Origin of the sequence: Levilactobacillus sp. FUA 3915, assembly GCF_044053135.1 — a bacterium.
GTDB lineage: Bacteria > Bacillota > Bacilli > Lactobacillales > Lactobacillaceae > Levilactobacillus > Levilactobacillus lanxiensis.
In genome coordinates, this window is sequence record NZ_CP168704.1 from 549,314 (window position 1) to 575,888 (window position 26,575).

Here is a 26,575-nt window from a genome sequence, read left to right on the forward strand (position 1 = left end):
TTTTCAAAGGCATATCTTATGATTGAAAGCTTCCAAATAGTTACCTGACGGCCGTGTGTTTCCTGTTTTTTATCCAACAACCGTTCGTCTTTATTTTGACGACAAAAAAGCACGCGCTAGCCAATGGCCTGCGCGTGCTTCATTATTTTAGCAATTAAGCTTCAACCCGGACTAAGAAGTAACGCTTTTTACCCCGACGAACGATGACAAACTTACCATCAAACGCACTGGTTGGATCAATATCGATATCCGTTGCCGTGACTTTTTCACCATTGATGCGGATGGCACCGTTAGTTAAGTCTTCTCGTGCTTGACGCCGAGAGGATTCAATCTTCGTGTCATCAACTAACCACTCAACGATGTTCTTCTGATCAGCGTTAACCGTGACGGAAGGCATCTTCTTGAAACCCTGTTCGATTTCACTAGCCGTCAGGTCAGCAACATCCCCGGAAAAGAGGGCCTTGGTAATGTGTTGGGCTTCCGCAACCGCGTCTTCACCATGAACAAACGCCGTGACTTCTTCAGCCAAACGCGTTTGGGCCAAGCGCTTTTCTGGATGCGTGGCAACCGCGTCTTCCAGTTCTTTGATTTCATCTTGGCTCAGGAACGTAAAGTACTTCAAGAACTTCACAACGTCCCGGTCATCCGTGTTGATCCAGAATTGGTAGAATTCGTAAGGTGAAGTCTTTTCTGGGTCTAACCAGATGTTGCCGCCTTCAGACTTCCCGAACTTGGTGCCATCGGCCTTCAATAACAAGGGGATCGTTAAACCGTAAGCCTTAGCGTCCGCACCCTCTTGCTTATGGATAAGGTCGATACCGGCCGTGATGTTCCCCCATTGGTCAGCCCCACCAATTTGCAGTTGAACATCTTCTGCTTGGTATAAATGAAGAAAATCGATGGATTGCAAGATTTGGTAAGTGAATTCCGTGTAAGAAATCCCGACCTCTAGCCGTGAAGCGACAACTTCCTTGTTCAACATGTTATTCACGTTAAACAGCTTCCCGTAATCACGCAAGAAGTCTAACAGGGAAACCTTTGAAAGCCAGTCGTAGTTGTTCACAATTTTGAAGGACCCATCTTGACCAAAGAGGTGTTCCATCTGCTTCGTTAAGCAGTCCTGGTTGTGACGAACTTGATCCATCGTTTGTAAGACCCGTTCCGCCTTCTTACCTGAAGGATCACCGATTGACCCGGTGGCCCCACCAATCACAATGTATGGCCGGTGACCGGCTAATTGGAATCGTTTCAAAATCATGAAGGGAATCAGGTGACCAATGTGCATGGAATCCCCAGTTGGGTCAATCCCTGCGTACAGTCCAACGGCCTTTTCGTTGACCAAGTCGCCTAAACCCGTTTCATCCGTCTGTTGGTTAATGGCGCCGCGCCATTTCAATTCATCAATAATCGACATATTTCGTTCCTCCTAAATTAGCTACAACATAAAAAAGTCCCCAATGGCTAATGCCATCAGGGACGAATTAAAATCCGCGTTACCACCCAAGTTGTTGTCAATTGACAACCGCTCGCCATCGTTAACGGAATGACCCGCCGGAAAATCCGGCCGCTCCACAGCGTAATTCGTGAACACGGACGTTCTGACTCTCAGCATCGTCAGATCTCTTGACCGGAGCCGCCCTCACTACTGAACTGTTTCTTAGCTTATGCCCTTGATGATACCGGGCGCGCACCGAAAAGTCAATAGACGGCCGCGGTTTTACCCGCTAGACGTTAAAGAGGTTCTAAAACAAGTCTTTAATCGTGGTCAGCACAATCTGCACGTTGAGAATCGTTAAGACAATGGTACAAGTCCATGCCAACACCGTTACCCAGCGCTTGTTGACCCACTGCTCCCCCATGATTTTCTTGGAGGAGGTAAAGATGGTCAACGGAATCATGGAGAATGGCAGAGCAATCGACAGGAAGACCTGTGAATTCACCAGCAGGTTATCCAGTGCGCGTTCGCTTCCCCCGTAAAAGACGGTCGCGATAATCACGGGCACCACGGAAATCAGCCGGGTAACCAGTCGCCGGACCCACAAAGGAATCTTCATATTGATGAAACCTTCCATAATAACTTGTCCCGTCAGTGTTCCCGTAATCGTTGAGTTTTGCCCAGACGCCAGTAAAGCAACGGCAAACAGCGTGGATAAGACGGGTGACGCCACGGCGCCTGCCAAGTGGTTATCCTGTAAAGCTGCGTACAGGTTACCGAACGTGCCCAACTGATCCGTCCCCTTACCGAAGAACATCGCTGCCCCCAGCAAAAGTAACAGACAGTTGATCACAAATGCGCCAAACAATTGAATGTTAGAATCCCAAGTCGTGAATTTCACGGCCCGCGCCATTTCAGCCGGGTCTTCTCGGTCAAACTTACGGGTCTGTGAAATTGAAGAGTGTAAATACAGGTTATGTGGCATCACGGTTGCCCCCACAATTCCTAAGGCCATGGTTAATTGCCCGGGATGCACAATTTCTGGCCGCGGAATGAAGTTGGCCACGGCTGCGCCCATGTTCGGCTGCGCAATGATGACTTCGTAGGCGAAGACCACCAGGATCACCGTGATCAAGCACAAGACGATAGCTTCAATTTTACGGAAGCCCAGTTTAGTTAATAACAATAGTAACGCGTAGTGCTAGTCATGTAATATTTATTGGATAGAATCTTGAATCAAATCAAATAGTATGCAAAAAGCCCGCATTTGCGGTAGCTTCTAAGGTGACTAAACCAGAAAGAAGAACCGTAAATGCAAGGCCTCCTTAAAACTATCCCAAAATTCAATTTAATTCAAGAGACTATCCAGAAATTCATCAAAATTATCACACCTGTTTACCAACTTTTGCCAAAATATATTCGTTTCCGTCAAAATTACAAACAGCTAAAAGTCAGTGATATCACTATTATCGCCTGCATGCTTACGCGAATAGACTTACGGGACCCATCAGAAACGCACTTCCACCAAACTTTGATGGCAGCAGGAATTATCGTCCCAGAACGTAGCCGTTACAACCGCCGGTGCCGAAATCTTCTTCAAATAATGAAGCTGATTCGCTGGCAATTATTGAAGCAATATCGTCACAGCACTACCTATGAAATCATTGATAGTGCACCAATCACTTTAGTCTCAGCAAGGCGTAGTAATCAAGCTAGGGTCTTACGAGGTGTTGCCGATAAAGGTTTTAACGCCACCAAACAGTTATATTATTACGGATTCAAACTACACGCGGTCATGGATAATAATGGATATTTCGTGAACTGGGAACTAACAGCGGCCAACGTTGATGATCGAAAGCCAGTCGAAGAATTATTGCGAGAAGTCCCAGCACGTCAGGTTCTAGCGGACGGCGGCTATCTTAGCCGTCCCCTTCAGCAACGGCTGAAAACGCAAGGAATCAACTTCTGGTTCCCACTACGAAAGAACATGCGTGACTCAGGCCACGTTAACTCTTCGTTTTTAAAGAATCAACGGCGCCACATTGAGACTGGTTTTAATAATCTCAATACGGTAGGCCACTTTGAACATCCAGGAACCGGTACGCTAATCGGCTTAGGCAGCCGATTAGCAGCACTGTTCTTGTGGAATACACTCAAAGTTCATAGTAATCTGGTTCGTGGCCGAAGTGGATTGCGAATAGACTAGCACTACGCGTAATAGTAATAAAACGTCAAAGACGGTCAAGGAAACCCCGAGAATCAGAGGAACCCCAAACAGCAGCTGCAAGGCGATTGCGCCCCCGATAACTTCCGCAATATCCGTTGCCATAATCGCTAATTCCGTCATGACCCACAAAACGGCACCGATGCGTTTCGTGGTGTGGGCCCGTGTTGCTTGGGCCAAGTCCATCTGTGTCACAATGCCCAGTTTAGCCGCCATGTACTGTAATAGCATCGCGATTAAACTCGAAATCAAGATGACGGACATCAACAGGTAGCCGTACTGAGCACCCCCACCGATTGAGGTCACCCAGTTTCCCGGATCCATGTAACCCACGGCAACCAGTGCGCCCGGGCCAGAGAAGGCCAATAGGTTCTTTAAGAAGCCTTTTTCCTTTGGAATCGTCACGGTCCCATTAATTTCTTGTAATGACGGGCCGTTCGCGTAACCAGTTAAGCTGGTCTTCGTTGAAACGTTGTCTGTCATGTTTTCCAACTCCCCTATCTCTATGATATCCCACTATTATACTGACTGGTCAGTGATTGTAAAGCCTTTTTTAACCGAGCCTAACTTTAATTTTATATTACCCATTAAATTAATAATCCCAAAAATACCAAATTTTCTTGTGTTTTCACGAATCTTGGTCGATAATAATCTTTCAAAGAAATTTTCAGAAAGTGGTGACCTTGATGTCAAATACCAAAGTATTTATTGAAATTCTTGCGCCAATCTTTATTGCCATTCTGGTATTAGCCGGATTGGCCGCCCTCCTCACTTGGCAACTAAGTCCGGTCGTCATCGGCCTCGCTGGTCTCGGTGCCGGTGGCTTACTTGTGGTCATGCTCAGCGGCTTGCTGGCAGACAGCTGGACCCATCGCCAGGCCCAACAACTTCATGAACAACCCAAAAATCGGTAAGCCCACGTGGGTCTACCGATTTTTCTTTATGTAAATTAGCCAAATTCGCGCGTGGTGCCACGTAGTTCCGTCAACGTTTGGTCGAGAATCTCAGGCAACTGCTGCTCGATCAGTGCGAGCTTCTCTTCCCCCAACTTGGTCAGGCCCAGGTACCGTCGACGCCGGTCATTCGGGGCCACCCGTTGTTTCAAGTAACCGCGCTTGCACAGATCGACCACCAGATTCGACGTGCGGGTGGCCGAAAAACCTAATTTCTGAGCCACCTGGGCCACGGACAAATGCTCGGCCGCCACGTAACTCATTAACTGACACTGCGGCAGATTCACCGCCAGCCCCGTTAGCGGTTGATTGTAGCATTGCGTGACTAGGCTGTAGATTTGCGTTAGCTGCTGCAGCTGTTCCTGATTTGCCATACTCCCCACTTCCTTCCCCGCACTTGATGGCTACAATAGGTGCTGACTCTCGTTCCACAGGACAGTAAAAATAAGGGATGGTTCTGTCCGTTTCCGCCAGCGGGTTCAAGGTGCCCTGCTGTGGAGCACGGTTCCAGCCTGAGAAACGGTCTTCCACCTCGCCTTGAAGCCTCGCTAAAGACCGCGAGTCTCCAAGGTCGTCCCATGTTCTAAACTGAGAAAGTCACTCAGTTAAGAACACCGACACAGCTGAGCACCTTGACCCGCTTCTGGTCACTCACATCGACCACTCATTTTCACTACCTTAACAACTAATCAGTACGTTTTCCCCCATCAAATGGCTCATTTACCGACAAGCCTGTTACTATTGATTGGGAAAATCGCGGAACTCCCAACGCAGGTAGACGCAAGCACATCAGTAATGTATCCGCTTACATTATACCACGCACCACAGAGGTGTGGTGGACGATTATGCCAGGCGGTAACTGACGAAAGATTGGTAATCCTTTTGGACTTGTTCCGCGTATGCCCAGGCGAAATCAGCCAGGGACTCGTCGAACAATTTGCCGTTTCCCAGGTAGCCGCGAATCATGGCTGCGGTTGGGCTTTGACAGTGTGCGATGGCCAATGTCCAGGCACAGGTGTTGGCGTACGTTTGAAATTGGTCCCAGTCTAGCTGCGTTAAGTCGATAGATTCCTTCATGTCCCGGAACTGCCGCACGTAGAAGCTCTGTTCGGCGCCGGCAAAATATCCCAAGAATGGGTCGGAGGCGGACTGTAAAATCTTTTGGCAATCCACGATTCGTTCGCCTTCCGTTTGTTCCAAGGCCACCGTGATTCGTGTCGCCTGCTGACTTCCTTGACGCCGCGTTGGCAAGGCTTCTTTGACCTGTAAGACCAGGTGCGAGCCGTCGATGCTGGTCAACAAGACCAAGTAACACCGCGAACCAAAACTGCCGACGCCCACACTGTGCCGGACCACATCCGTGATGTGATACTGCGACAATAAGAGGTTCACGTCGGGCCGCAACGTTTGCCGGTAAGCAGAGAAATAAGCCGCAATATGGCTCGTGAAATCATCGGCCACGTGGGTCGTCCGTGGGGCATTTTCCCGAAAACATAGGTTGCCCCGCACGTCAAGCGTCGTAAACTTGCGGACCACTTGCTCAGAGTCCCGCTTGTTGGCACGACCGACGATGGACGTCAGTAATTTGGAACTGTCCTCGTCCAACGCACTCGCCTGCACCAGCTTTTCCACTTCATTCATGGGGTAGAAGCGGTTCAGCGTGGTCTGCTCAAACATCTGCTTGATGCTCTTGCGGTAACTGGCCGCCACCATTGGCAGAAGCTGCTTCAATTTTTTATCCTTAAATTCGTTGGCCTGTCCCGCCAGTAACACACTCACCAGCAGGCGTTTCAGATCCCATTCCCACGGATTAATGCCCGCTTCATCAAAATCGTTCAAATCAAATAACAACCGCCGCTCCGGGGACGCATAAAACCCGAAGTTCCCGATGTGCGCATCCCCACAAATAAAGGTCGCAATCGTCGAGTCCGGCTGGGCACTCAAATCAGCTTCCATCAATTCGGCCGTGCCCCGGAAAAAGGCAAACGCTGAGGCCCCCATCCGCTGCGTCCGTTCCGGTAAGAGTTCCGGAATCAAAAGCTGACGAATGCGGTCCATCATCTGATTGCTATCCCGGTCCGTTGGGGTGTAGGACCCTAACTGTTCAAACGGTACCTGCATCCGAGCCGCCTTCCCCATCCGTCGAAGCTCATCGATGGTTTTGTTGACCTGAACCCGTCCCGTACTAAATGCTGCTGGCGTCATGGCGCCACCTCCCGTTACTAATTGACTCCTATTCTACCGCATTTCACTGAATTCTGATACGACGTAAAAGGACATCCCCGATTGCCGGAAATGCCCTTGGTTTTAGGTGAGCTTAGACAAACATGAAAAACATCTATCCATCGGTAGGATTAAACGGCACGATTGTTACCACTAGTCCACCAATTAGCTACCCACAGATTTGCGTATTAAATCAATTTACTTTCATTAAAGTAGCAAAATGAGTCAAACTCTAAAACGACATCGAAAGCGCCATTAATATTCGTTACGTTATAAACAACCAATACCAACACAACCACCAAGGAGACACCACTCACCGCACAATGACCGGGCTCAGTCGATGTCAGCCGCAGGGCTGGGAAAACTGGGCCAGTCGTGGGAGTGACCAGAGGCACGCCAAGGTGACCAGCTGTGTCGGTGGTCTTGGCTGGAGTTTTGTTCCAGCCTAGACCACGGGGCAATCTTTGAGACCGCACTTCGGCTCAAAGTTGAGGTGGAAGCCCGCCCTTCGGCTGGAACCGACCCCACAGCAGGGCACCTTGAGCGTGCCATCGGGAACGGACGCGACCAGGCTCAGTTTTCACCAGCCCGGAGGCGAACACCAAGACCAAACCCCTGTCATTGTGGACGGTTGTCGAAGTTGAGGGCGAAGAGGGACAGCTCGTGGTGCCGCAGCTTTCGAATCAGCCGGTCCAAGTTCTCCCCATAAGCCAGCTCCTTGACCCAGTGGAACACCTCCACCTGGTGTTGCTCAGCGAACTCCCGGGCCAGCGGGTCAACGCCATAGACGACCAGGTATTTATCCCGGTCATCCGGGTCAATCCGCGTCTCGTTCGTTAGCAAACTCAGATGCACCACCCCACTCAACAAGCGGTTAAAGATGTCGGTGGTCACACCAATCATGTCGTAGGTCACCAGAATTTCCACCTTGGCAGCCGTCAGGGTCAGGCCGTTCGTGTACTTGCTCAAAAACTTTTGCACCAGCCGCAGATCCATTGGGCCAACCTGCCCAGGATAGAGCTTGCCCATTTCCTTGGCAATTTCGCGGGCCGCAGCCGTTGAGGTCGGCGTTGGCTGATACAGCGCGGTGATTTCCGGTCGTAACAACGGGTCAACGCGGAACAGCAACATGAATTGACACAGCGAGAACAGCCAATTGGCGAACCAATTTTTCCCAGTCGCAAAATCAGCCAGCGTCGCAATCCCGGGTGCTAACTGATAATCCCCGTGACTTTGCTGGAGGCCCCGATAAAGCCGGGCCAACGCAGCCGGTCGCAAAGCCCGCACGAAGTAAGGCGAACTGGTCAACAAATAATCTAGCGTTGCCAACTCGGTTAAGGCCTGTAGCGGCGTGTCCCCCAGTCTTTCCTGAAAGAGCTCGGCCAGTGGCCGCAAGTCCGTCAGGTGGCCCAGTGGCAGGCGTAGCTTTCGGTAACGGTGTCCCTGCCCTAACCGCAGCAGCGCAACGGTGATCATCAGCTCCCGCCGTCGTTGTAAACTGGGCGAGTCCTGATACAGTCCCGACGTCGTGTAAGTCCGGGCAACGGCCGTCCCCAACGGCTGCAGGTCCTCAGACAACACGGGCAACTCCGTCATGGGGGTCAACGTTGACGTCAGCACCATGAAATAAAACAGTTGAATCAACGCCTCGTTGCCGGTCATCCCCATTGGCTTGACCGCCATCTGCAAATTATACTGCGCCAGTTCATCACGCAGCGGCCGCATTTGCCGGTTAAAGGTCGATGAACTGACGCCATGTTCCTGACAGAAGGCTTGCAGCGACAGGTCCGGTTGCCTGAGGGTCGCCAACAAGGCCTGGTAGGGCAGACTCTGTTGATACAACCAGTGACGATAGGTATCCATGCTGACCGTCGTCGTCAACGTATCCTTCGTCAATACCGCCGTTTGATCCAACGCCTTTAAGTCTTCCCGCAAGCTCAAGACCACGTGGTAGGCCCGCGAATAGCTCAGGTCGACCAGCGTCGCAAAGTCTGTGAGGCTAAAAGACCCATGGTGATCCCGAATAAATGTCAGTAACCGAATTTTTAAAATAGCGCGATCATTTAAAATGGCAAAATCAATTTTCAACGCGCTCTCCCCCTCTTACATAATATGGCGAAAGCCCCTGAGCCGCGGGAATAATCTCCCACCGACTCAGGGGCAATCACGGGTAAATCTAATCGATACTGGTCACAGTGACGCCCTGTTCATCAAATTTCGCTAAAGTTTCTTTTAGAATAATACGGGCATCGTCATAACGAATCCCCGGGAGAATTGTGCTCACAAAGTTTCCTGTGAGTTGACCGGCAACGACTTCTGGTGAAACGCGGACGTCTTGGCCCTTATCCGTGGACAACGTCACGCTCTCCCCCTCAGTCAGCCGTTCAACTAAGGGTAAAATCGGCATTTCCTGCATCATTTTGCTCACCCTTTCTCTTTCACTTTCTTCTATATTCTACCACGGCGGCCAGTAACTAGTGTTCAGTACCGCTCGCAACCGTTAGCTTTCAAAATTTAATTTATGAAATGTTAGGATTTCGTCATTTTTCATTTTAACCTTTATTTTCAATCCCTAGCTGTGGTATGCTGATAGCCGCTAATTAATAAGGTTAAATTCTAGGGGAGAATAATAAGTTATGTGGTTTAACAAGCTAAATGCCGCTTTCGTGATCGGGTATCCAATCTTTGTTTCCATCATTTGGATCACGGGTTGTCTGTTTTCTGGGCTATTTCGTCGACGTCAGTCCCGAACTCTCTTAAACGAGAAGACGGCACCTTTCGTGTCGATCCTAGTCCCATCCCACAACGAAGCGGAGACTTTACACGCCGCCGTCCGTTCTTTAGCAGAATTAAACTATGAACGATACGAGCTGGTACTCATTGACGACTGTAGCAGTGATAATACGCTGAGCATCATGTCAGAACTAAAAGCCAAATGGGCCAACATCGCCATCACCATTGTGGCTCTGCCCGTCAATCAAGGCAAGGCTAACGCCCTAAACGAAGGGCTTAAAGCCGCTAAGGGGGACTACATTGTCGGCATCGATGCCGATAGTTTACTGGCACCCGATGCCGTCACGCAACTGATGACCACGCTGACCTCACAGCCCGATTATGGTGCTGTGACGGGGAAGCCCGTAGTTCGTAACCGCTCCAACTTACTGAGTCGCCTCCAGCTGTTAGAGTACATTGGGGTAATCGACCTCATCAAGAAAGCCCAGGCCTACCTGACCGGCTCAATCACCACAGTTTCTGGGGTCATCGTGGCCTTTCGCCGCGCAGCCTTAGAGGATGTGGGTGGCTGGAATCCGGCCGTGATGACCGAAGATATTGATATTACCTGGCGGATGTACCGTCACCACTGGCGCGTTGCCTACGAACCACGTGCGATGTGCTGGATTCTGGTTCCCGAACGTTTGCGGGGATTATTGAAGCAACGTCAGCGCTGGTCACGGGGTGGTTTGGAAGTTCTGGTAACTAACTGGCGGGGATTTTACCGAAACCCTTGGGGCCAACGTTTCCTGTTATTAGAGACCGTTGTCAGCAACCTATGGGCCATTTCCACGGCACTCAGTGTCCTGATTTACAGCATTAAGTTGCTGTTCTTGCACGATTTGTCACTAGATGGCAATCTGCTGGTCATTCTGCTATGCCTGAGCGGCATCCAATTTACCGTCGGCTTTCTGGCTTCCCAAATGACCGCGCGACTCGCTGGCCCAGAACTGCTGCTAGTGCCCATCTACGTGCTCTACTACTGGATGATCAATCTGGTCAGCTGTCTGTCCGCTATCGCATCTTACTTCGTCAGTCCGCAACGCAAAGGAACCTGGCGTAGTCCAGACCGGGGGTTATAACATATGAAATTACAAAATTTTGATCCAGTGGTTCGGCACAAAACGAGCCGCGCTAGTCGCGTCGTCCGGGCCATCCTTTTAATCGTCCTGTGGCTCTTCGTGGTCCTGGTCGTTTTTGCCAACATCAGCTTTAGCCTGGGATGGTACAGCGATGGCTTAGTCAGCCTGTACCTGGTGCTCAACCTGCAGCCCCACGCCAACAATAATCTCTTGATTCTGATTGGCATCTTACTGCTCATCGTTCCCGTGTACTGCGGTTGGCGGTGGCATCAATTGACGAAGGAGGCCCATTCATGAGTCGTCACATTCGCCAAGGCTTACTGGTCGTCTTGCTCCTGACCCTGGTGTTCACCCTAGGCTGGACCTACGACCGTCAAGCCACCAAGCAACACGAAACAGAAGAAAGCTACGCCCTACCTGAGCGTTACCGGGAAATGAAGGATGGCATCATGGTCTTCTGTTATCACCGGGTCTTGAAGGACTCGATGTCCACGGAAATCGCCCAAAAGCTGTCTAACAACTCGCAACTGCATGAATTCAACGTGCCTGCGAGTGAATTTGCCAAGCAGATGGCCTTCTTGAAGAAACATCACGTCAAGGTCATCTCGGCCTCGACCATGACCCGGATGGTCCAGTCACACCGTCCCATCAAGGGGAAATACGTGGTCCTGACCTTCGATGATATCGACCGCAGTGTGATTGACAACGCCATCCCCGTGATGCGCCACTACAACTTCCCCTTCACGACCTTCGTGATCACGGGGAACACTGGCCGCTACCGGGAAGGGAGTCAAATGGCCACCTGGTCGCAGATCAAGGGCGCCCAAGACGAAGCCGGGCACCTGATGACCCTGGGGTTACACACCCACAACATGCACTATTTAGACAGCAAGATGCAACCGGTTTTCCTGGAACCCCATACGTTTGGTAAATTCCAAAAGGACTTTGCCACTTCGGTCACGGAACTGAAGGAACATACCGGCGTAACGGCCACGTCCTTTGCCTACCCTTATGGTGGTGGGACACGCCAAATCAACAACTTCCTCGCCCAACAAGACTTGGACTGGGTCGCTACCTTGGATTCCGGCATCGTTTCCAGCCAAACCAATCTGAACGAAACGCCGCGGTTGATCATCAACCAGGAGAGTTGGCCCTCCATCAGCGGCTGGCTTGTCAAATAGACGGGGACAACGGAACTAAGGTCGGTGGTCGTTCCCGCCGGCGGATTCAAGGTGCCCTGCTATGGGGTCGGTTCCAGACTGAAAACCGGTCTTCCACCTCGACTTTGAGCCCTAAAACCGGTCTCCAAGGTCGCCCCCTGGTCTAGGCTGGTACCCAGCCAAGACCAGCGACACAGCTGGTCACCTTGATCCGCCTCTGGTCACTGAAATTGGTTGACTTGTACCGTCCCTTCAGATTGATATAACACCTTCAATATTACTAATCAGCAACGATTAAAAGCGCCTCATCCACCTGCCTTAAGGGCAATTTGGATGAGGCGTTTTCTGTTAGTTTAATATTTACCTATCTACGACAAAACGCCCACCAGCAAAGGACTGGCAGGCGTTGGTTTAGTTGTTTGATTGACCTAGTTCACCGTTTGTGAGGCGCTGCCCCACCACTAGGCTGTTAAGCTTACGCGTGAATCGGTTGTTTCTGGGTTAGCCGCATCCCAGCCCAGTAGATGACCGCCGTGATGGCCATTGCCAGGAACGTGGCCCCGACCGTCGTCGCGATCACCGGCACCTGTTTCAAGCCCCAGTACGCGACAACGCCGAGCACCCAACTAGCAACTGCCACCCAGTTCACCCCATGGGCATACCAGTAAGCACCCCGAATCTTGGTGAACTCGTCTAAACGGTAGTCCTTGCGTTTCAAGAAGAAATAATCCACTAAGAATACGGCAATTTCTGGTCCGAGGAACATGCCGATCCCATCTAAGAAAGTCTCGAACACATCCAGGAAGCTGGCCAGGTACACCGGAATAAACGTGACTAACGTGGCCGCAATCGTCACCAACCACAGGCTGACGTTCAGCGACAGGCGGTGCGTCATGTTGGTCAGAGCCGAGCCCGCCGACATTAAGTTGACGGCGTTGGCCGTGGTACTCGTGAGCACGATGACCAACAGGGCAATCACGCCCAGTCCCAATTTAGCCGCAACCGTACTAGGGTCCGAATTATTGGGGTCGAAATGGTTTAGCGAAACCGCCGTGCCAATCGTGGCAAATAACCCAATGAAAGCAAACCAGAAGAGCCCCACGTTGGCTCCCAGAAATGACGCTGTAGTGGCCGCAGACTTTTTGGCCGTAAAGCGACTAAAGTCCGAGGCCGCCGTAACCCACGCCAAGTTGAAGGCGGCTAACGTATCGGCCGCCATCCCCGAAGACATTCGGAGACTCGTTGGCGCATGCCACGCCAAGATTTCGTGAAAAGAGACCGTCCGGAAAACCACGACGGATTCCCAGAGCACAAAAATTACGACCAGGACGATACCGACCCGTTCAATCAATTGAACTGACCGTGCGCCCAAGGAAATGCTTAATAAATGCAGCACACTCATAATTAGAATGCCGACAATCAGGCCAAAGGTCCCGCCTGGCTTGCCGTAAAGTGGCCAGCCAAAGAGCTCGCCAAAAATATAGCTGATCGACGTGGCGGCGATAAACGTATTTACAGCCGCCCAGCCGATGAATTGAATCACATTAATTGCGGAGGGAATCAGACTCCCCCGCAAGCCAAATGAAGCGCGAGTGAGCGCCATGGCTGGTACGCCGGTGCGATACCCCATGTAACTGGCAACCGCCAGCAATGCATAGGAAATCAGGCCGACAATCACCAGAGTCGTCGAGGCTGTGACAAAGCCACAGGCCGCGATGACCCCACCGATGTACCACGTTCCGTTATTGGCGTTAGCGCCAATCCAAGTCGCAAATAGATCCCAATTAGACATCCGCCGATGAGCCAAGGGAATGGCCTCGACCCGCCCAAAACTGGGCGTCTTCTGGGTGCTAGCAACTGTTTTAACCTCTTGTGCCATGGTTTCTCACCTTTCGCTTGGTTTGGCTCAGGTGAAACCCGCAAGTGATTGGTGACTAGCAATGATTAAGCCACCAGATCATCTGAAGGCTCCGACTTTACCACACCAATAGTTTTAAATTTTATCCATAAATGACGCTTAGTAAATTAAACCACTATCCAAATAGGCTTAGCTGCAGCGCTAGTTTAAAATCAGACTGTATACCAGTTAAAAACTATTGCACAACCCCAGCTAATCACCCACAATCCTTAAATCTAGTTGCGGGTCTTAGACAGTCTTCGCCGCAGGGATGGGGTAAATGAGCCCAGCCGTGGGAGTTACCTTTGAGACTCGCAATTCGAGGCTCAAAGTAAGCCTGGAGACCGCTCTTTGGCTCCGGGCGCGCGCCCACAGCGTCCCGGTCTCATTTTCACCAGTCCGGAGGCTCTGTCAAAGACCAGTCAAATTGCTTTAAAGGATTTCGCCGACGAACTCGCCCTTGGCCAATTCGTTAAAGTCATAGCTCTTAAAGTCATCCACGTTCTTGGTATACCAGTGCATGCTCTCGGTAATCATCAAGTTGACTGCCTCGTCCTTTTCCTGTAAGGCCAGGATGGGCTTCTTGCTCATCGTTGCCACGCCCAACTCGTAGGCCGTGCCGGAGTCTAAGTTCTTGGCTTCAAAATCGATGACCGTCACGATAACGTCTGCGGCTTCGATTTGACCCATGTCCCGGTGGAAAATTTCCGTGGCCCACGGTTTCGTGAACTGTTCGTTGGCAGCATCCTGGTGTAACCGGGGTGAATAGTAATCGGTTACCGTCGGATTAGCAGCTAAAGCGGATTCGAGACGTTTGACCCGATCCACCTGTTCGGGACTAAAAAACGGACTTGCGACATAAATCTGTGCCATGAAAAAATTCCTCCAATGTTTTCATTTCAACCAACCGGCCATGAAAAAAGCGGCCGGATCCCGCAAGGAGTCAGGCCGCTAGCTCACAATTTTGCTTAAACAGTGAATTCTACCGGACCTTTGTTAGCCTCACGGGACTAAGTTAAAAGGACTATTTGGTTGTTGCTAGCTATTATACGGACTTGAAAATGACTCGTCAATCGTCATTTTCACAAATGCAGGTAAGGTTAACCGGTTGACGCCCGACAGACGTAGCCTCGGTCGCTGTTGCATTAATTTTTAAGAGCTAATGCGTCCATCCCGTCAAAATATTTACCCACAAACCCGTCCATCCTGCCGGACATTTCCAAACCATTTCAGTCAAGGTTGTCAACCATGCGTTGGCTTGATACACTGGGATTATCACAGGGAGGAGTCACACACATGGAACAACCACAGACCCATCAATTACCACCCCGCATCAAGCGTATCTGGGGCTTTAGCGCCCTCGGCAGCCTACTCGCCTTACTGGTCCTCGACGGCCTGATCTGGCTCGCCTACAAATTCTGGGACTGGCCCCTTTGGCTGGTCATCTTCTTCTTAATCCTAACCGTCATCGAGCCCACGATTGAAACGGGCTTGATTCCCTACCGTTACCGCTTTACCCGCTATCAGATCACCGACCTGGCCGTGGAAATGCAGGCCGGCTTCATTTTTCAGAAGCGCGTTGCCATCCCCATTGCGCGGGTGCAGAACGTCACGCTAAATGCCGGTCCCTTACTACAGTGGCAGAAATTAACCAAGGTTTCCATCGCCACGGCCGCCACCAGCCACGACATCGAGGGCCTAGAACTACCAGAAGCTGAGCGTCTCCGTGAACAAATCATGCGGTTGGCGCAGGAGGCCCGCCATGACCAAGCCTAAGCGCACCCATCCGTTGGGCCTGCTCCAACATATTGCGAAATCATTTAAGGATTATTGGTATTTAATTATTCTGTTGTTCACCCAGCGTGAGACGGATTCCATTTGGTTCTGGGCCATCATCACGTTACTGGTCATGGCCTTTATCATCGATCCGCTTGCCAAATGGCTGACCCTAACCTACGTGGTCGACCCGGATGCCGTAATCATTCACTCCGGCGTCTTTGTCCGGCACCATGAGCACATCCCCTATTCCCGGATTCAAACGGTCCAGAGTAAGCAGTGGTTTTACCTGAAGCCGTTCAAGCTGGAGGAAGTCCTGATTGAAACCGCCAGCCACGAAGACCGGGCACCGGAAGCTCGCCTCGCCGCGGTCCCAACCAGCGTGGCCGTTGAGATTGAACGCCGCCGGCAAGCCAGTCTGGTGCCGGCCACCGACGCCGCAGACGAAAGTGAGACAACGCCCACCACGGAACCAACCGTTGCCCCAACAGATTTACACTACCAGATCAACAACGGTGATTTGATCAAATTTGGGCTCACATCGCTCATCTTCATTCCGTTTCTGCTGGTACTGCTGGGACTCTACAATAAGGTTCCCCGGTCCCTGTCCGACCACCTGATTGCGGATGCAAGTCACTTGGCCTTGGCGCTGTTGATTGGCGGCGCTCTAGTCATCATCGTCGTGGCCTGGCTGGGCGCCTTTCTCTGGACGCTGACTCGCTACTACCATTTCGAGCTCACGCGCCGAGACGACAATCTGATCACGGCCAAGGGCTTATTTCAACGCAACACCATCACCGCGCCACTCAATCGGTTACAGGCCGTTCGCATCAAGCAAAATATTTTGCGGCAGTGGCTGCATTTGCAAACGGTCCAGATTCTGATTGCCTCTAAGGCCGCGAGTGATGACGATGACAACGACCTAGTTGTGATGCCGGTCATTCCGACGCCGACCGTCTACACGGTCATGCGGCCGTTCATTGACTGGCTGCCCGCCCAACGGCCCGACCTCAGCCAGCTGACCGTTCCCCGGAGTTGGTATCAGATTCGTAATGCCATGCTCACCGTGGCCGCCCCGGTGGCCCTGCTCTGGTGGCTATTTCCCAGTTGGGGCTGGGTCGGCCTGATTCTGCTGCCCATCGCTGCCATGCAGGGGCGTTACGCCGCACGCAATACCGCCGGCAATTTGGTTACACCCACGTTGCTGGCCTTGCAGACAGGTCACTTTTGGACCCGCGAGGTCTACTACGTGCCGGTCGATAAGATTCAGTCCATGAAGCTGAAACGTTCTATTTGGATGAAGCGGACCCAGCTCGCGCACCTGACCATTAACGTGCGCCACGGCAACAAGAATCAGTCGATCCATCTGCGTTATCTCACCGTAGCCGCCGCGAACGACATTTATCAGTGGTACCTGCACCAAGCCTAACTGATTTTTCCAACGCAAAAGACGCGATACCTGCCAATTAATGACAGATACCGCGTCTTTTTGACCGCACCACGTTCCCCAACGTCTTGCGGTTCCCCTTGGCAACCACCCAACTTCCCCAAGCTGGTAGTCACCGATATGACTTGTTTAATTGCCTACTCCGACTCACTCTCTAGCCTTAGCTTCTAGACCGTCGTTCGTGCCACTTTTCCATGATGCTGGGCCGCCAAAGCCAGAAATAACCGAAGGCGACCGAGACCAGGAAGGCAATCACGGCGGAGGTTCCGTCGGCTGCGTTCCAAGCATTTAGGGAGGTCACGTACACGACGAACACGATGTATACTGGCACTTTCAACCCCGGGAAGAGTAGGTACTCGCCGTTGTGTTCCAGTGACAGTCGTGGATACAGGTAGGCGCCCCAGACGAACAAAATCAGAGCTGCGACCAGTGAGATACCGGCCCACAGCCACGAAAATTGTGTGCTACTGAGGCCCATACCCGTTTTGCCGAAAATACTTTCGACAATATTCATGACGCCCGTTAACGATAATGAAAAACCAATCACGGTAATCGCCAAGGCGCCCGTTTGCCCAATAATCAACGCGGCAAACCAGCAAATGGCGAAGAACCCAATGGAGCCGGCCAAGCCGGACGCCCACGAGGTCAGTAGCCCCGGCCAGGCTAAATGGAAGCCCACGCTTGCCGGGAGACTGACCCAAAAAATACCACACTGAAAAGCTATCGTCAAGGCAGCCACGACAATCGCAGCCCCTAAGCCCATCCCCAGCTTGGTCCAATAGACCCGCCGCCGGGTAAAACCACTGCTGAATAAGAATTGGTTAAAATTGTCCTTCAGGTCGGTATTCATGAGGACAAAACCTAACATCCAGAAAGCAAAGTAGAGCCAAAATGAATAAGCGGAAAATTCATTGGTATCGTAGATCTGCCACTGGTTGATCTTGTTGCTGACTAATTCGTGCACGTTGTTCTCATTGCTCAAGGTATGCAACACGACCACCACGTTGGACAGGGCCACCAGTAAGGACAGCCCGCCGATGAGGCCAAATAGCCGCCGGTGACGCCGCCAGATTAACTTATTTAATTGTTTTTGCAAAGTCTCCGCCCCCTATTTCAGCAGTTGATAACCCGTGTCGTGGGCTAAGTTTGCCCGGAACAGGTCTTCCAACGTCAACGGTAATTCTTCAAGCAACACGGGATCTAGCGCCCGCAATTGCTGATCGATAGCGTCCGTGTAATCCGTGATGACCACAACCAATACCCGGCCGGAAACGCGAATCAACTGGCTGTGCTCCTTTAGAACTGCCGGAATCGTCTTGTCTCGCAGGACCAGCTGAATCTTCTTCGCCGATGCCCGGACGTCTTCCAGGTTGTAATCATGGGCCAGCTTGCTTTCCTTCAGCAGTAAGACCCGGTCGCTCAACCCATCTAATTCATTCAAATCGTGAGAAGAAATCAGGAAGCCCTTTTGTTGTTCAGCCACCTCGTCAATCACCATGGTCGCAATATTTTCGCGCACGATAACATCCAGCCCATCAAAGGGTTCGTCCAAAATCAGGTAGGTCGCGTTAGAGGTCAGCGCCAAAATCACGTTGACTAGCGCCCGCATCCCCTTGGATAACCGCCGATATTGGCTCCCCGCGTTTAGGTCAAACTGGTTCAGGAGCGCCGTGTACCGTTGCCGGTCAAATTCCGGATAGACAATCCCGAAAAAGTCTGGTAATTCCTTTAAACTATAATTGCTTAAAAAATTGTACTGCGTATCCAGGAAGAAGACTTCCCGCTGCTTAACGGAGGTCTGGGCCAAGTTCTGGTCATCCACCACAACTTCTCCTCGGTCAGGTACGTAATGGTTCATCATCGTCCGAAACAGGGTGGTTTTCCCGACACCGTTTCGACCAACGAGCCCGATGATTTCGCCCGGCGCCCATTTGAAACTAATATCGTCGATAATGGTGCGCCCATTAATCTGTTTGCTTAACCCTTTCACTTCCAAGGTCATTGTTCTGCCCCCTCATATGCCGCCTTGATCCAACTCACAACTTCATCGAGTGGGACCCCTAAATACCGAATTTCTGTGAGTAATGTCATTAATTGCTTCTTGCTTGCCACGACCTGTGCCGAATCACCAGCCGCCGTCGTGGTCTCGCGGACGTACGTGCCCTTGCCGTGAACGGTAGTGATGACCTGCTGACTTTCCAACTGCTTGTACGCCTTACTGACCGTGTTCGGGTTCAGCTGTTCCTGCCGCGCCATGTCCCGTACGGATGGTAAGCGGTCACCCGGTTGCAAAATGCCTTGGACAATCTGCTGTTTGACCCGGAGAACTAGCTGTTCGTAGTAGGGTAGGCTTGAATCGTTTGTTTGCATGTTTCTTTCACCCCTTGGTGTGTGCCACGTGTCCTGTGTGTACTATTATACCTAGTACACTCGATTTGGCAAGTCCTTTTTTCTTTACGCCTTTGTTTTCGTTTCGCCTGCGGTAGCCAAGTACTTCCTGCCTGTGGGGACCGCCCGGAGCCTGAGAAACGGTCTCCGAGCTCGACTTTCAGCCACCAAAGATCAGTGTCTGAAAGCTCGTCCCGTGCTGTAAGCCGAAGAACCATCGGCTAACACCACCGACACAGGCGTCGTACTTGGCTGCCTCCGGCTTCACTGACACTGGCGCAAAGACAGGACTTATCAAATCAGAGTGAAAGGATTGGCTATTCTTTAGATTCGACTACAAATCTATACAGTTACTAAATTTTCACATGCTACCTTATCGCCCATACCGTAAGGCCGGACAGCCCACCGGTTTAACACCATCGACACAGGGATATCCGAATCTGGCTGTCTCCGGCTTCACTGACATCAGCGTAAAGAACGGACCTGCCAAATCAATGTAACGGTCTCGCCGGTTTTGCTTGTGTCTTCGAGTTTACGTGACTACTGGGTTCCACCATGCCAACAAAAAAGGAGGCCTCCGTAGAAGTCTCCTTGTCATTCATACAGTTTGATACAATCGACGTCACGCCAGCCACAACCAAGACTAACCGACGCGGACCAGCTAAAACTGGCTGCTCCCGTCACACTGCCGTTAGCCGTGAGGGCGGGCCAAATAGACTCAGCCGTGAGAATTCTCTTGTCGACGCAAGCCGACTAGAGAATTGGTATCTTTGAGACTCGCTCTTCGAGGCTCAAAGTAAGCCGGAAGACCGCCTTTTGGCTTCCGGCGCCCGCCCACAGCGTCACGGTCTATTTGGCTTGCCCGGTAAGGCGCCACCAACGACCCGTATGACCAGCAACCAACTTAGCTAGTCCTCGGATTGAGAATCGTCGGTAAATTGCGTGGCACCTGGTTGGTCTTGTTGACGGACCACCAGCTGGTTGTAGAATTTGGCCCGGGCCATATCATAGTACGGGTAGACGAACAGCCCAGCGATGTTGAACGTGATGGAGACCAGCAAGAACCAGAGAATGTAGCTTAAGTCCATGATGAACAGGAAGGACTTGTTACCGTCCATCAGTCGACGTGATGCCGTAATCGCTTGGAGCGCCGACATTTGCTCGCCCCGGTCGTACGCGTCACGGTAAATGTAGAAGGCTTGGGAATACGCGTAGGCCTTGATGATGCCGGGGAATACCAGCAGTAACGCCCACAGGAAGGTGAAAATCCCGACTAAAATGCTGATGAAGATCCAGCCTAAGAAATATTGACCCTTGTCGAACAGCGCAAAACTGCGTTGAATCGGATTATCCAAGGTTGCTTTGCCCCGATCCAAATCAATCATGGTTAACCGGGCACCCATCCGCAACATGGCGGCAACGAGGAAGAATAACCCTGCAAACGAGAAGAAGCCATTGAGGCCCATCCCGTTTTCTTCGTTGATACGCGCTACCCAGCTCATGTCACGGGCGTACATGCTCCCGCCAATCCACTGCAGGGCTAACCATAAAATTGATAATAGCAAATAGAATTTAAAGTTGGTGGTAACCTGTTGCTTGGCCCCCAGCTTAAAGTTTAACCGATCTTGTTTGTCCATGCTTTCTCCTCCCGACGAGTCGCCCCGTCTCAACCGTTGTCCAACAATTTGCTTACCTAGGTTAGTGATCAAAGTCCGTTCCCGCCGGCGGGTTCAAAGTCCCCTGTTGTGGGGCCGGTTCCAGCCAAAGGACGGGCTTCCACCTCGACTTTGAGCCTGAGAAACGGTCTCAAAGGTCGTCCCGTGATCTAGGCTGAGTAAGCCCCTCAGCCAAGGTCACCGACACAACTGGGCACTTTGACCCGCCTCTGGTCACTCACACTAACCTAGTAAACAAAACGTTGGTAGTTTGATAGCCTCCCTCAAACTACTTGTTGACCAACAGTCGCTCTCCATTAATCATTGTTCAACCGAAAAGTTTCCCTATTCAGTTAACGTTGAAGCTAATATTAGTATACAAGATTTTTAGTTTAGGCAATAGGAAAACTCCCCCACTAACCCAAATTTTTCTGACGTTGGTCGCACATTAATTCACACATGGAATCTTTGTTACTATGGGTGCGGTTGTCTTTGCCGCAATTAATTGCTAAAATAACAGGAGCAATTGTTCGTTATTAGCACGGAAAATAGGTAAGGAGTTTGGCATATTATGAAGAAGTTTTGGAAAATCAGTTTGGGCGTTGTGCTCGCACTGATTGTCATCGGTGGCGCTGGGGCCTACCACGAACGACACAACGTTCGCAAGGTTCTGCTCGTTCACCAGCACTACCACAAGAAAAATGTGCTATCGACCAACCAGATCAAGCTGAATCTGCGGCCCGCTATTTCGACGAAAAACACCACGGCGACCAACAAGATTACCGCTGGCTACCGGCAACAACTGGCGCAGTTGACGCCCGGGGTTGCCCACGCGAAGGTCATCGTCAATCCGTACGAGACGTCCCCCCTTTCCGGTCTGATTCTGGTTAAGACCCAGGCCGCCACGAGGGTGAAGCTCACCGTCCACGGGGATACGCCGAAGACCACGCTGACGAAAACCCTGCCCAAGTACCGCACCAATCACGCGATTGGGGTGCTCGGCCTCTACGCCAACCGGACCAACCGGGTGACGCTCACATTTACCAAGAAAAACGGCCAAAAGACCTACGCCACGTACACCATGCAAACGGGCAAGGCGCCTAAGGAAATCGGCAAGAACACGCTGAAGACCAGCCATCCCAAGAAGATGGCGTTGGGTAAGGGCAATAACCGGCTGACGTTTGCCGTCTCCAGCCAAGGCATCACCTATGGTCTGGACGCGCAAGGCAAGATTCGGTGGTACAGCACCAACCTCATCTCCCACGTTTTCAAACGTCTGGCCAACAACCACTTGTTGATTCTGACCAAGATTTCCGCAAGTGAGCATAAATATAACGCCCTGCGTGAAACCGACTTCTACGGCCGCGTTTACCGACAATACAACTTCGAAGGCAAGTTTCCAACGCGTCAGGACCACAACAAGCTGGAAACCAACACTGTGATTCATCACGACGCTATCGAGCTGCCGAACCACAACCTGTTGTTAACGGTCGACGACGGGAGTAGCAAGTACGTGGAAGACACCATGATTGAGATTGATTACAAGACGGCCAAAATCGTCAAAGTCATTGACCTCAAACGGATTCTTCCCCAATCGGCCTACACCCAGTACACCGGGACGAAACGCCCCGATGGCAAGATTGACTGGTTCCACCAAAATTCGATGGTCTACGACGCCAAGAAGGATGAGCTCATCGTCTCCGGTCGAAACCAGGATATGATCTTTGCCATTAACTATAAGACGACGAATCTAAAGTGGATCCTGGCTGCTCCTGACAAGCTGCCGAAACATTATCAACAGTATCTCTTACAACCAACCACCCAGAACTACCGCTACAACGGTGGCCAACATGCGGTCGACATCATTCCCCAACAGACCAAGGGTGACACGATTGGCCTCGAATTTTACGACAACAACGTGCCCGTTACCCGCGGGAAGACCAAGCAATCCAAAAAGTGGTCGGCCGGTGAAATCGTTTCGATCAACCAGCTGGAGCACACGGTCACCAAGACCTGGAGCTTTGGGAAAACGTTGGGTCAACGCAACTTCACCAACATCGTCGGTAGTAGTTACGCTGTCGGTCGCAACAACACCTTGATTGGTTTTGGGTATGCCAGCAACGGGAAACGCAGCGAGTTCGTCGAGGTCAACCGCAAGACGAATCAAATCGTCTTCGACGTCAACCGTACCCATTTCAAACACGGCGACTGGAGCTACCGCGCGCAACGCATGGCGCTATATCCGGGTAGCGCGTCCGTTGATTTGCATGAGATTACAACGAAATAACTGAAACTCACACTGAAAAATGCGTGCCACCTGTCAATTCTTTGACGGTGGCACGCATTTTTTGTTGGGTTCTGACTGACAAGCCGGCAACAATCACGCTAATGTTCGTTAATTACTACTACTGCTACTTTGATCCGGCATACCGCTAGGCTTACCAGACGGCCGATTTTTCATGCCTTTCGGGGTATTTTTTAATTGGGTTGTTTGTGCGGACTTGGCTTGCTGTTGGCCCAGCATGTAGCCCATTCCGCCACCACCGACAAAGAGAATAACTCCCGCTACCAATAGTGCTAACCAATGTTTAGGCCCTTGACGGACTGATTTCATCCCGTACTCATCCTTTCGATTAACCACTTGTTCGTCAACCTGTTTATAAGTATACGAAAGTTTCCTTAACCCTGGCTAAATTAATTCGGAAACGCCCTTGCAATTCACAGACCGGTTCGGTAAAATATGAACTATTGAAGAACAAATCAATTATAACGTTCGTAATAAAAGGGAGCGATTGTGCCATGCGTAATGTTTATTTCAATCATGACGGTAGTGTCGACGATTTAGTTTCTTTATTGTTACTGCTTCAAATGCCCGACGTTCATCTGACTGGCGTGGGGGTTGTCGGCGCCGATTCCTACCTGGAACCCGCACTGGCAGCCAGTCGTAAAATCATCGACCGGTTTGGCCATGGTGTCCACCTAGACGTTGCGGCCTCCGATTCACGTGGCGTGCACCCCTTCCCTAAGGAGTGGCGGCTAGATGCCTTCAGCCTCGACGCGCTCCCTATTCTGAATGAAGCGGGAACCATCACCACCCCAGTTGCGGCCAAGCCTGCTCACCTGGACCTGATTGACAAACTTAATCAGACTGACGGTCAAACAACCCTAGTCATGACCGGGCCTTTGACCGATTTGGCCCGTGCCATCATCTTAGAACCTGGCATCACGGCCAAAATCGACAAGCTTTACTGGATGGGTGGGACCTTTGACGGTCGCGGCAACGTCGCCGAACCCGAACAAGACGGTACGACCGAGTGGAATGCCTTTTGGGATCCGGAAGCCGTTAAGACGGTTTGGGATAGTGACATCGCCATTCAAATGGTGGGCTTGGAAAGTACCCGCCAAGTGCCATTGACTCCCGCCATCCGTCAAAATTGGGCTTTACAACGGCAACACCCGGCCATTGATTTCATTGGCCAAGGTTACGCCTTAGTTCCTGCCCTCCAACACTTTGAAACGAACTCGACCTACTTCCTGTGGGATGTTCTGGCGACAGTTGCCAGCGAATCCCCAGCCATTGTCACGACTAAGCAGGTCACCAGTGACGTCCTCACCACAGGCCCAGGCCGCGGCCGGACCTTTGAAACCCCAGAGGGTCGTCCAGTCACGTTGGTCACCACGGTGGACCACGACGCCTTCTTCAAACGAATCGATGAACTGGCGATTTTAGCCGATAAATAAGCTATACTAAGGGAGTGGTCAACGGGCTACTCCTTTTTGTGCGGCATTAATTTCAGCTGCGTCGCCTCTCTACATAAGTCACGGTTGACCACACCTATTATGAAATTGTCTTTGAGGAGGAAAAACTATGCTTCCCATCACCATCGGTATCGTCATTGGTATCATCCTGTCGCTTCAGAGCGCTGTAAATTCTCGGTTGCGGAGCTTTATTGGCTCACCCTATCAAGCCTCCTTCGTGTCCTTTACCATTGGTACGCTCTTCTTGGCCGTGGTGATGCTGGCTAGCCACGAATCTTTAGGCGTCTCTGGAAATATCTTCGCCACGCAACCTTGGTGGATTTGGATTGGCGGTCTCTTGGGCGTTATCTTTTTAACGACCAACATTCTCCTCTTCCCCCACATCGGTGGCGTTCAAACGGCTATCATGCCGATTCTGGGCCAAGTCTTCATGGGCTCCATCATTGATGACTTTGGCTGGTTCAACTCTGCGCAGCAACCTTTGACTTGGGTAAGAGCCGCGGGCTTGCTGCTAGCGCTGGCTGGTATCGTTATCACCGTCGCTCTGCCAGACATTCTTCGGCGCCGAGCTAATGGTCAGTCCGATGCTGCTGCTAGCGCTGGTAACCCGTGGCCCTGGCGACTACTAGGTATCTGTACCGGGGCGTTGGGGGCGATGCAGACGACCATCAACGGCCGGCTGGGGTTGGCTTTGAACTCGGCCCTCCACGCCGCCTTCATCTCATTTCTAGTGGGGGCCCTCTGCCTCTTCTTCATTGTCCTGGTCGTCAATCACGGCTTCCGGGAGATCAAACGGGCCACCGGTCACGGTAAGCCTTGGTGGATCTGGATTGGCGGGGCCATGGGCGGTATCTTTGTCCTGGGAAATGCCTACCTGGCTCCCATCATCGGGACCGGCCAAACGGTGGTCTTCGCCCTACTCGGCCAGATTGCCGGTGGCTTGTTGGTCGATCAGTTTGGCCTGCTAGGGGCCAAACGCAAGCCCGTCGTGGCCGTCCAGTTACTCGGCCTGTTGATTCTCATTGGCGGGGTCGTTTTGATCCGATTGTTCTAAATAATAACGTCAAAAAACAGGTAGCGCTCGGATTAATCCGGGCGCTACCTGTTTTTAATGACTTCCTTAGTGCTAACCACGTTCACTTTCGAACATACTATCAGTTGTTCAAATCCTGCCAAAGTTCTTCAAGCGACTCAAATGATTTAAGCTTGCCCGTCTCTGCCGCTCGCTTGGCAGCCAGGGCTTCCGTGGAAGTCAAAAATGAGGCGAACTTCTGATTGGATAAATGAATCTGAATGCCCTGACGATAGATCAATAATTGTTTAGTTTTTCGAAGTGGACTTAACGCTAGTTTAAATCTTTTGAGACTAATGATACCTGCCTCCTAGTCTACAAATCTTTCCAATCCTGCCACAACGCCTCCACGGCCGCCAACGATTGCGTATCGCCGGTGGCCTTTTCCCGCGCAAGTTCCGACTGTAGTTGATCCTTGGTGAGCTCCAAGTCGAAGGGCAAGTCGTGGTCCGTGACCGATTGCTGTAAGAACAGGTGAATGGCCGTCGTCAGGCTCATCCCGTACTGTTGATAAACTGCCGCCGCATCCCGCTTCAGCTGCGGGTCTAACGTCAAGTCAAGGTGTTCTGGTTGTGTGGGTTCATTTAATTTTGTCATGATTACGCTCCTTTATCGTTTACGTCTAACCGCCACCTACGACCCCAAGGTAACATGCACTTATAGGGTCAGACAATGGTTATCGTTTTAGGCCCTATCGCCATTAAGACGCTAAATGATTAGCCGGTAAAATCC

At 51.4% G+C, this 26,575-nt stretch carries 23 protein-coding genes, 2 pseudogenes and 1 other annotated feature; of the genes and pseudogenes, 10 read left to right on the plus strand and 15 right to left on the minus strand.

Annotated features, from left to right (window positions below; genetic code table 11):
* Positions 1-154: 154 nt before the first annotated feature.
* Positions 155-1,414, minus strand: coding sequence for a tyrosine--tRNA ligase (tyrS, locus tag ACEPST_RS02900; protein WP_204122292.1), 1,260 nt, complete (start codon positions 1,412-1,414; stop codon positions 155-157).
* A gap of 55 nt (positions 1,415-1,469) precedes the next feature.
* Positions 1,470-1,668, minus strand: a binding site (T-box leader).
* 74 nt (positions 1,669-1,742) lie between these two features.
* A pseudogene (locus ACEPST_RS02905) lies at positions 1,743-2,627 on the minus strand (divalent metal cation transporter); the annotation flags it as partial.
* A gap of 120 nt (positions 2,628-2,747) precedes the next feature.
* Between ACEPST_RS02905 and ACEPST_RS02910 the strand changes: the two are divergent.
* Positions 2,748-3,641 carry an IS982 family transposase gene (locus ACEPST_RS02910; RefSeq protein WP_204122300.1) on the plus strand — a complete coding sequence of 298 codons (894 nt, stop codon included), beginning with the start codon at positions 2,748-2,750 and terminating at the stop codon, positions 3,639-3,641.
* 9 nt (positions 3,642-3,650) lie between these two features.
* Here the strand turns inward: ACEPST_RS02910 and ACEPST_RS02915 are convergent.
* Positions 3,651-4,142 (minus strand): annotated as a pseudogene (locus ACEPST_RS02915) (Nramp family divalent metal transporter); the annotation flags it as partial.
* Positions 4,143-4,345: 203 nt separating this feature from the next.
* Here ACEPST_RS02915 and ACEPST_RS02920 point away from each other — a divergent pair.
* On the plus strand, positions 4,346-4,573 hold the full coding sequence (locus ACEPST_RS02920; protein WP_204121902.1) for a hypothetical protein: 228 nt from the start codon (positions 4,346-4,348) through the stop codon (positions 4,571-4,573).
* Between the two features lie 35 nt (positions 4,574-4,608).
* On the opposite strand, the gene ACEPST_RS02925 is transcribed toward ACEPST_RS02920, so the two are convergent.
* The 4 genes from ACEPST_RS02925 to ACEPST_RS02940 all read right to left on the minus strand — a co-directional run bounded on the left by ACEPST_RS02925 (position 4,609) and on the right by ACEPST_RS02940 (position 9,254).
* The gene (locus tag ACEPST_RS02925; protein WP_204121901.1) at positions 4,609-4,986 is read right to left on the minus strand and encodes a MarR family winged helix-turn-helix transcriptional regulator; all 378 of its coding nucleotides are present in this window, start codon (positions 4,984-4,986) and stop codon (positions 4,609-4,611) included.
* Positions 4,987-5,455: 469 nt separating this feature from the next.
* Positions 5,456-6,817: a DUF2252 domain-containing protein gene (locus tag ACEPST_RS02930; RefSeq protein WP_204121900.1), complete on the minus strand. Its 1,362-nt coding sequence runs from the start codon at positions 6,815-6,817 to the stop codon at positions 5,456-5,458.
* 636 nt (positions 6,818-7,453) lie between these two features.
* Positions 7,454-8,923: a helix-turn-helix domain-containing protein gene (locus ACEPST_RS02935; protein ID WP_204121899.1), complete on the minus strand. Its 1,470-nt coding sequence runs from the start codon at positions 8,921-8,923 to the stop codon at positions 7,454-7,456.
* Positions 8,924-9,011: 88 nt separating this feature from the next.
* Positions 9,012-9,254, minus strand: a complete 243-nt coding sequence (locus ACEPST_RS02940; RefSeq protein ID WP_204121898.1) for a hypothetical protein — start codon at positions 9,252-9,254, stop codon at positions 9,012-9,014.
* Between the two features lie 361 nt (positions 9,255-9,615).
* Here ACEPST_RS02940 and ACEPST_RS02945 point away from each other — a divergent pair, with 361 nt between their 5' ends.
* From ACEPST_RS02945 to ACEPST_RS02955, 3 genes are read left to right on the plus strand one after another with little or no spacing between them, the layout of a single operon-like run.
* Positions 9,616-10,689, plus strand: a complete 1,074-nt coding sequence (locus ACEPST_RS02945) for a glycosyltransferase family 2 protein (protein WP_395390491.1) — start codon at positions 9,616-9,618, stop codon at positions 10,687-10,689.
* A 3-nt stretch (positions 10,690-10,692) separates the two neighbouring features.
* Positions 10,693-10,986: a hypothetical protein gene (locus ACEPST_RS02950; RefSeq protein WP_204121896.1), complete on the plus strand. Its 294-nt coding sequence runs from the start codon at positions 10,693-10,695 to the stop codon at positions 10,984-10,986.
* Positions 10,983-11,870, plus strand: a complete 888-nt coding sequence (locus ACEPST_RS02955; RefSeq protein WP_204121895.1) for a polysaccharide deacetylase family protein — start codon at positions 10,983-10,985, stop codon at positions 11,868-11,870. Before ACEPST_RS02950 ends, ACEPST_RS02955 begins: the two co-directional genes overlap by 4 nt.
* Before the next feature lie 454 nt (positions 11,871-12,324).
* Here the strand turns inward: ACEPST_RS02955 and ACEPST_RS02960 are convergent, their stop codons facing one another.
* Positions 12,325-13,728, minus strand: a complete 1,404-nt coding sequence (locus ACEPST_RS02960; protein WP_204121894.1) for a cytosine permease — start codon at positions 13,726-13,728, stop codon at positions 12,325-12,327.
* Between the two features lie 450 nt (positions 13,729-14,178).
* Complete coding sequence (locus tag ACEPST_RS02965; RefSeq protein WP_204121893.1) at positions 14,179-14,619, minus strand: nucleoside 2-deoxyribosyltransferase; 441 nt, start codon at positions 14,617-14,619, stop codon at positions 14,179-14,181.
* Positions 14,620-15,042: 423 nt separating this feature from the next.
* Here ACEPST_RS02965 and ACEPST_RS02970 point away from each other — a divergent pair, with 423 nt between their 5' ends.
* Both ACEPST_RS02970 and ACEPST_RS02975 read left to right on the plus strand, forming a co-directional pair.
* Complete coding sequence (locus ACEPST_RS02970; protein ID WP_203646986.1) at positions 15,043-15,522, plus strand: PH domain-containing protein; 480 nt, start codon at positions 15,043-15,045, stop codon at positions 15,520-15,522.
* The gene (locus ACEPST_RS02975) at positions 15,509-16,951 is read left to right on the plus strand and encodes a PH domain-containing protein (protein WP_204121892.1); all 1,443 of its coding nucleotides are present in this window, start codon (positions 15,509-15,511) and stop codon (positions 16,949-16,951) included. The genes ACEPST_RS02970 and ACEPST_RS02975 overlap by 14 nt, the downstream gene beginning before the upstream one ends.
* Before the next feature lie 178 nt (positions 16,952-17,129).
* Here ACEPST_RS02975 and ACEPST_RS02980 read toward each other — a convergent pair whose 3' ends face one another.
* From ACEPST_RS02980 to ACEPST_RS02995, 4 genes are all read right to left on the minus strand, one after another.
* Entirely contained in the window at positions 17,130-18,065 is a 936-nt protein-coding gene (locus tag ACEPST_RS02980) for an ABC transporter permease (protein WP_204121891.1), read from the minus strand.
* A gap of 12 nt (positions 18,066-18,077) precedes the next feature.
* Complete coding sequence (locus ACEPST_RS02985; protein ID WP_204121890.1) at positions 18,078-18,971, minus strand: ABC transporter ATP-binding protein; 894 nt, start codon at positions 18,969-18,971, stop codon at positions 18,078-18,080.
* Positions 18,968-19,339, minus strand: coding sequence for a GntR family transcriptional regulator (locus ACEPST_RS02990; protein ID WP_125764762.1), 372 nt, complete (start codon positions 19,337-19,339; stop codon positions 18,968-18,970). The genes ACEPST_RS02985 and ACEPST_RS02990 overlap by 4 nt, the downstream gene beginning before the upstream one ends.
* A gap of 926 nt (positions 19,340-20,265) precedes the next feature.
* The gene (locus ACEPST_RS02995; RefSeq protein ID WP_204121889.1) at positions 20,266-20,994 is read right to left on the minus strand and encodes a DUF975 family protein; all 729 of its coding nucleotides are present in this window, start codon (positions 20,992-20,994) and stop codon (positions 20,266-20,268) included.
* 589 nt (positions 20,995-21,583) lie between these two features.
* Between ACEPST_RS02995 and ACEPST_RS03000 the strand changes: the two genes are divergently transcribed.
* Entirely contained in the window at positions 21,584-23,299 is a 1,716-nt protein-coding gene (locus tag ACEPST_RS03000; protein ID WP_204121888.1) for an aryl-sulfate sulfotransferase, read from the plus strand.
* Positions 23,300-23,407: 108 nt separating this feature from the next.
* Here the strand turns inward: ACEPST_RS03000 and ACEPST_RS03005 are convergent, their stop codons facing one another.
* On the minus strand, positions 23,408-23,626 hold the full coding sequence (locus tag ACEPST_RS03005) for a hypothetical protein (protein ID WP_204121887.1): 219 nt from the start codon (positions 23,624-23,626) through the stop codon (positions 23,408-23,410).
* Between the two features lie 185 nt (positions 23,627-23,811).
* On the opposite strand from ACEPST_RS03005, the gene ACEPST_RS03010 reads away from it, so the two are divergent.
* Positions 23,812-24,753 carry a nucleoside hydrolase gene (locus tag ACEPST_RS03010; RefSeq protein ID WP_203647006.1) on the plus strand — a complete coding sequence of 314 codons (942 nt, stop codon included), beginning with the start codon at positions 23,812-23,814 and terminating at the stop codon, positions 24,751-24,753.
* Between the two features lie 127 nt (positions 24,754-24,880).
* Positions 24,881-25,825, plus strand: coding sequence for a DMT family transporter (locus ACEPST_RS03015; protein ID WP_204121886.1), 945 nt, complete (start codon positions 24,881-24,883; stop codon positions 25,823-25,825).
* Between the two features lie 333 nt (positions 25,826-26,158).
* Here ACEPST_RS03015 and ACEPST_RS03020 read toward each other — a convergent pair whose 3' ends face one another.
* A complete protein-coding gene (locus ACEPST_RS03020; RefSeq protein ID WP_203647010.1) occupies positions 26,159-26,440 on the minus strand; it encodes a type II toxin-antitoxin system RelB/DinJ family antitoxin in 282 nt (93 codons plus the stop codon).
* Between the last annotated feature and the right edge of the window lie 135 nt (positions 26,441-26,575).

Bases quoted from the DNA above. Each gene is read 5' to 3' on its own strand.
- tyrS (WP_204122292.1), bottom strand. From the start codon at position 1,414: ATGTCGATTATTGATGAATTGAAATGGCGCGGCGCCATTAACCAACAG.
- ACEPST_RS02910 (WP_204122300.1), top strand. From the start codon at position 2,748: ATGCAAGGCCTCCTTAAAACTATCCCAAAATTCAATTTAATTCAAGAG.
- ACEPST_RS02920 (WP_204121902.1), top strand. From the start codon at position 4,346: ATGTCAAATACCAAAGTATTTATTGAAATTCTTGCGCCAATCTTTATT.
- ACEPST_RS02925 (WP_204121901.1), bottom strand. From the start codon at position 4,986: ATGGCAAATCAGGAACAGCTGCAGCAGCTAACGCAAATCTACAGCCTA.
- ACEPST_RS02930 (WP_204121900.1), bottom strand. From the start codon at position 6,817: ATGACGCCAGCAGCATTTAGTACGGGACGGGTTCAGGTCAACAAAACC.
- ACEPST_RS02940 (WP_204121898.1), bottom strand. From the start codon at position 9,254: ATGATGCAGGAAATGCCGATTTTACCCTTAGTTGAACGGCTGACTGAG.
- ACEPST_RS02950 (WP_204121896.1), top strand. From the start codon at position 10,693: ATGAAATTACAAAATTTTGATCCAGTGGTTCGGCACAAAACGAGCCGC.
- ACEPST_RS02955 (WP_204121895.1), top strand. From the start codon at position 10,983: ATGAGTCGTCACATTCGCCAAGGCTTACTGGTCGTCTTGCTCCTGACC.
- ACEPST_RS02960 (WP_204121894.1), bottom strand. From the start codon at position 13,728: ATGGCACAAGAGGTTAAAACAGTTGCTAGCACCCAGAAGACGCCCAGT.
- ACEPST_RS02965 (WP_204121893.1), bottom strand. From the start codon at position 14,619: ATGGCACAGATTTATGTCGCAAGTCCGTTTTTTAGTCCCGAACAGGTG.
- ACEPST_RS02970 (WP_203646986.1), top strand. From the start codon at position 15,043: ATGGAACAACCACAGACCCATCAATTACCACCCCGCATCAAGCGTATC.
- ACEPST_RS02975 (WP_204121892.1), top strand. From the start codon at position 15,509: ATGACCAAGCCTAAGCGCACCCATCCGTTGGGCCTGCTCCAACATATT.
- ACEPST_RS02985 (WP_204121890.1), bottom strand. From the start codon at position 18,971: ATGACCTTGGAAGTGAAAGGGTTAAGCAAACAGATTAATGGGCGCACC.
- ACEPST_RS02990 (WP_125764762.1), bottom strand. From the start codon at position 19,339: ATGCAAACAAACGATTCAAGCCTACCCTACTACGAACAGCTAGTTCTC.
- ACEPST_RS02995 (WP_204121889.1), bottom strand. From the start codon at position 20,994: ATGGACAAACAAGATCGGTTAAACTTTAAGCTGGGGGCCAAGCAACAG.
- ACEPST_RS03000 (WP_204121888.1), top strand. From the start codon at position 21,584: ATGAAGAAGTTTTGGAAAATCAGTTTGGGCGTTGTGCTCGCACTGATT.
- ACEPST_RS03005 (WP_204121887.1), bottom strand. From the start codon at position 23,626: ATGAAATCAGTCCGTCAAGGGCCTAAACATTGGTTAGCACTATTGGTA.
- ACEPST_RS03010 (WP_203647006.1), top strand. From the start codon at position 23,812: ATGCGTAATGTTTATTTCAATCATGACGGTAGTGTCGACGATTTAGTT.
- ACEPST_RS03015 (WP_204121886.1), top strand. From the start codon at position 24,881: ATGCTTCCCATCACCATCGGTATCGTCATTGGTATCATCCTGTCGCTT.
- ACEPST_RS03020 (WP_203647010.1), bottom strand. From the start codon at position 26,440: ATGACAAAATTAAATGAACCCACACAACCAGAACACCTTGACTTGACG.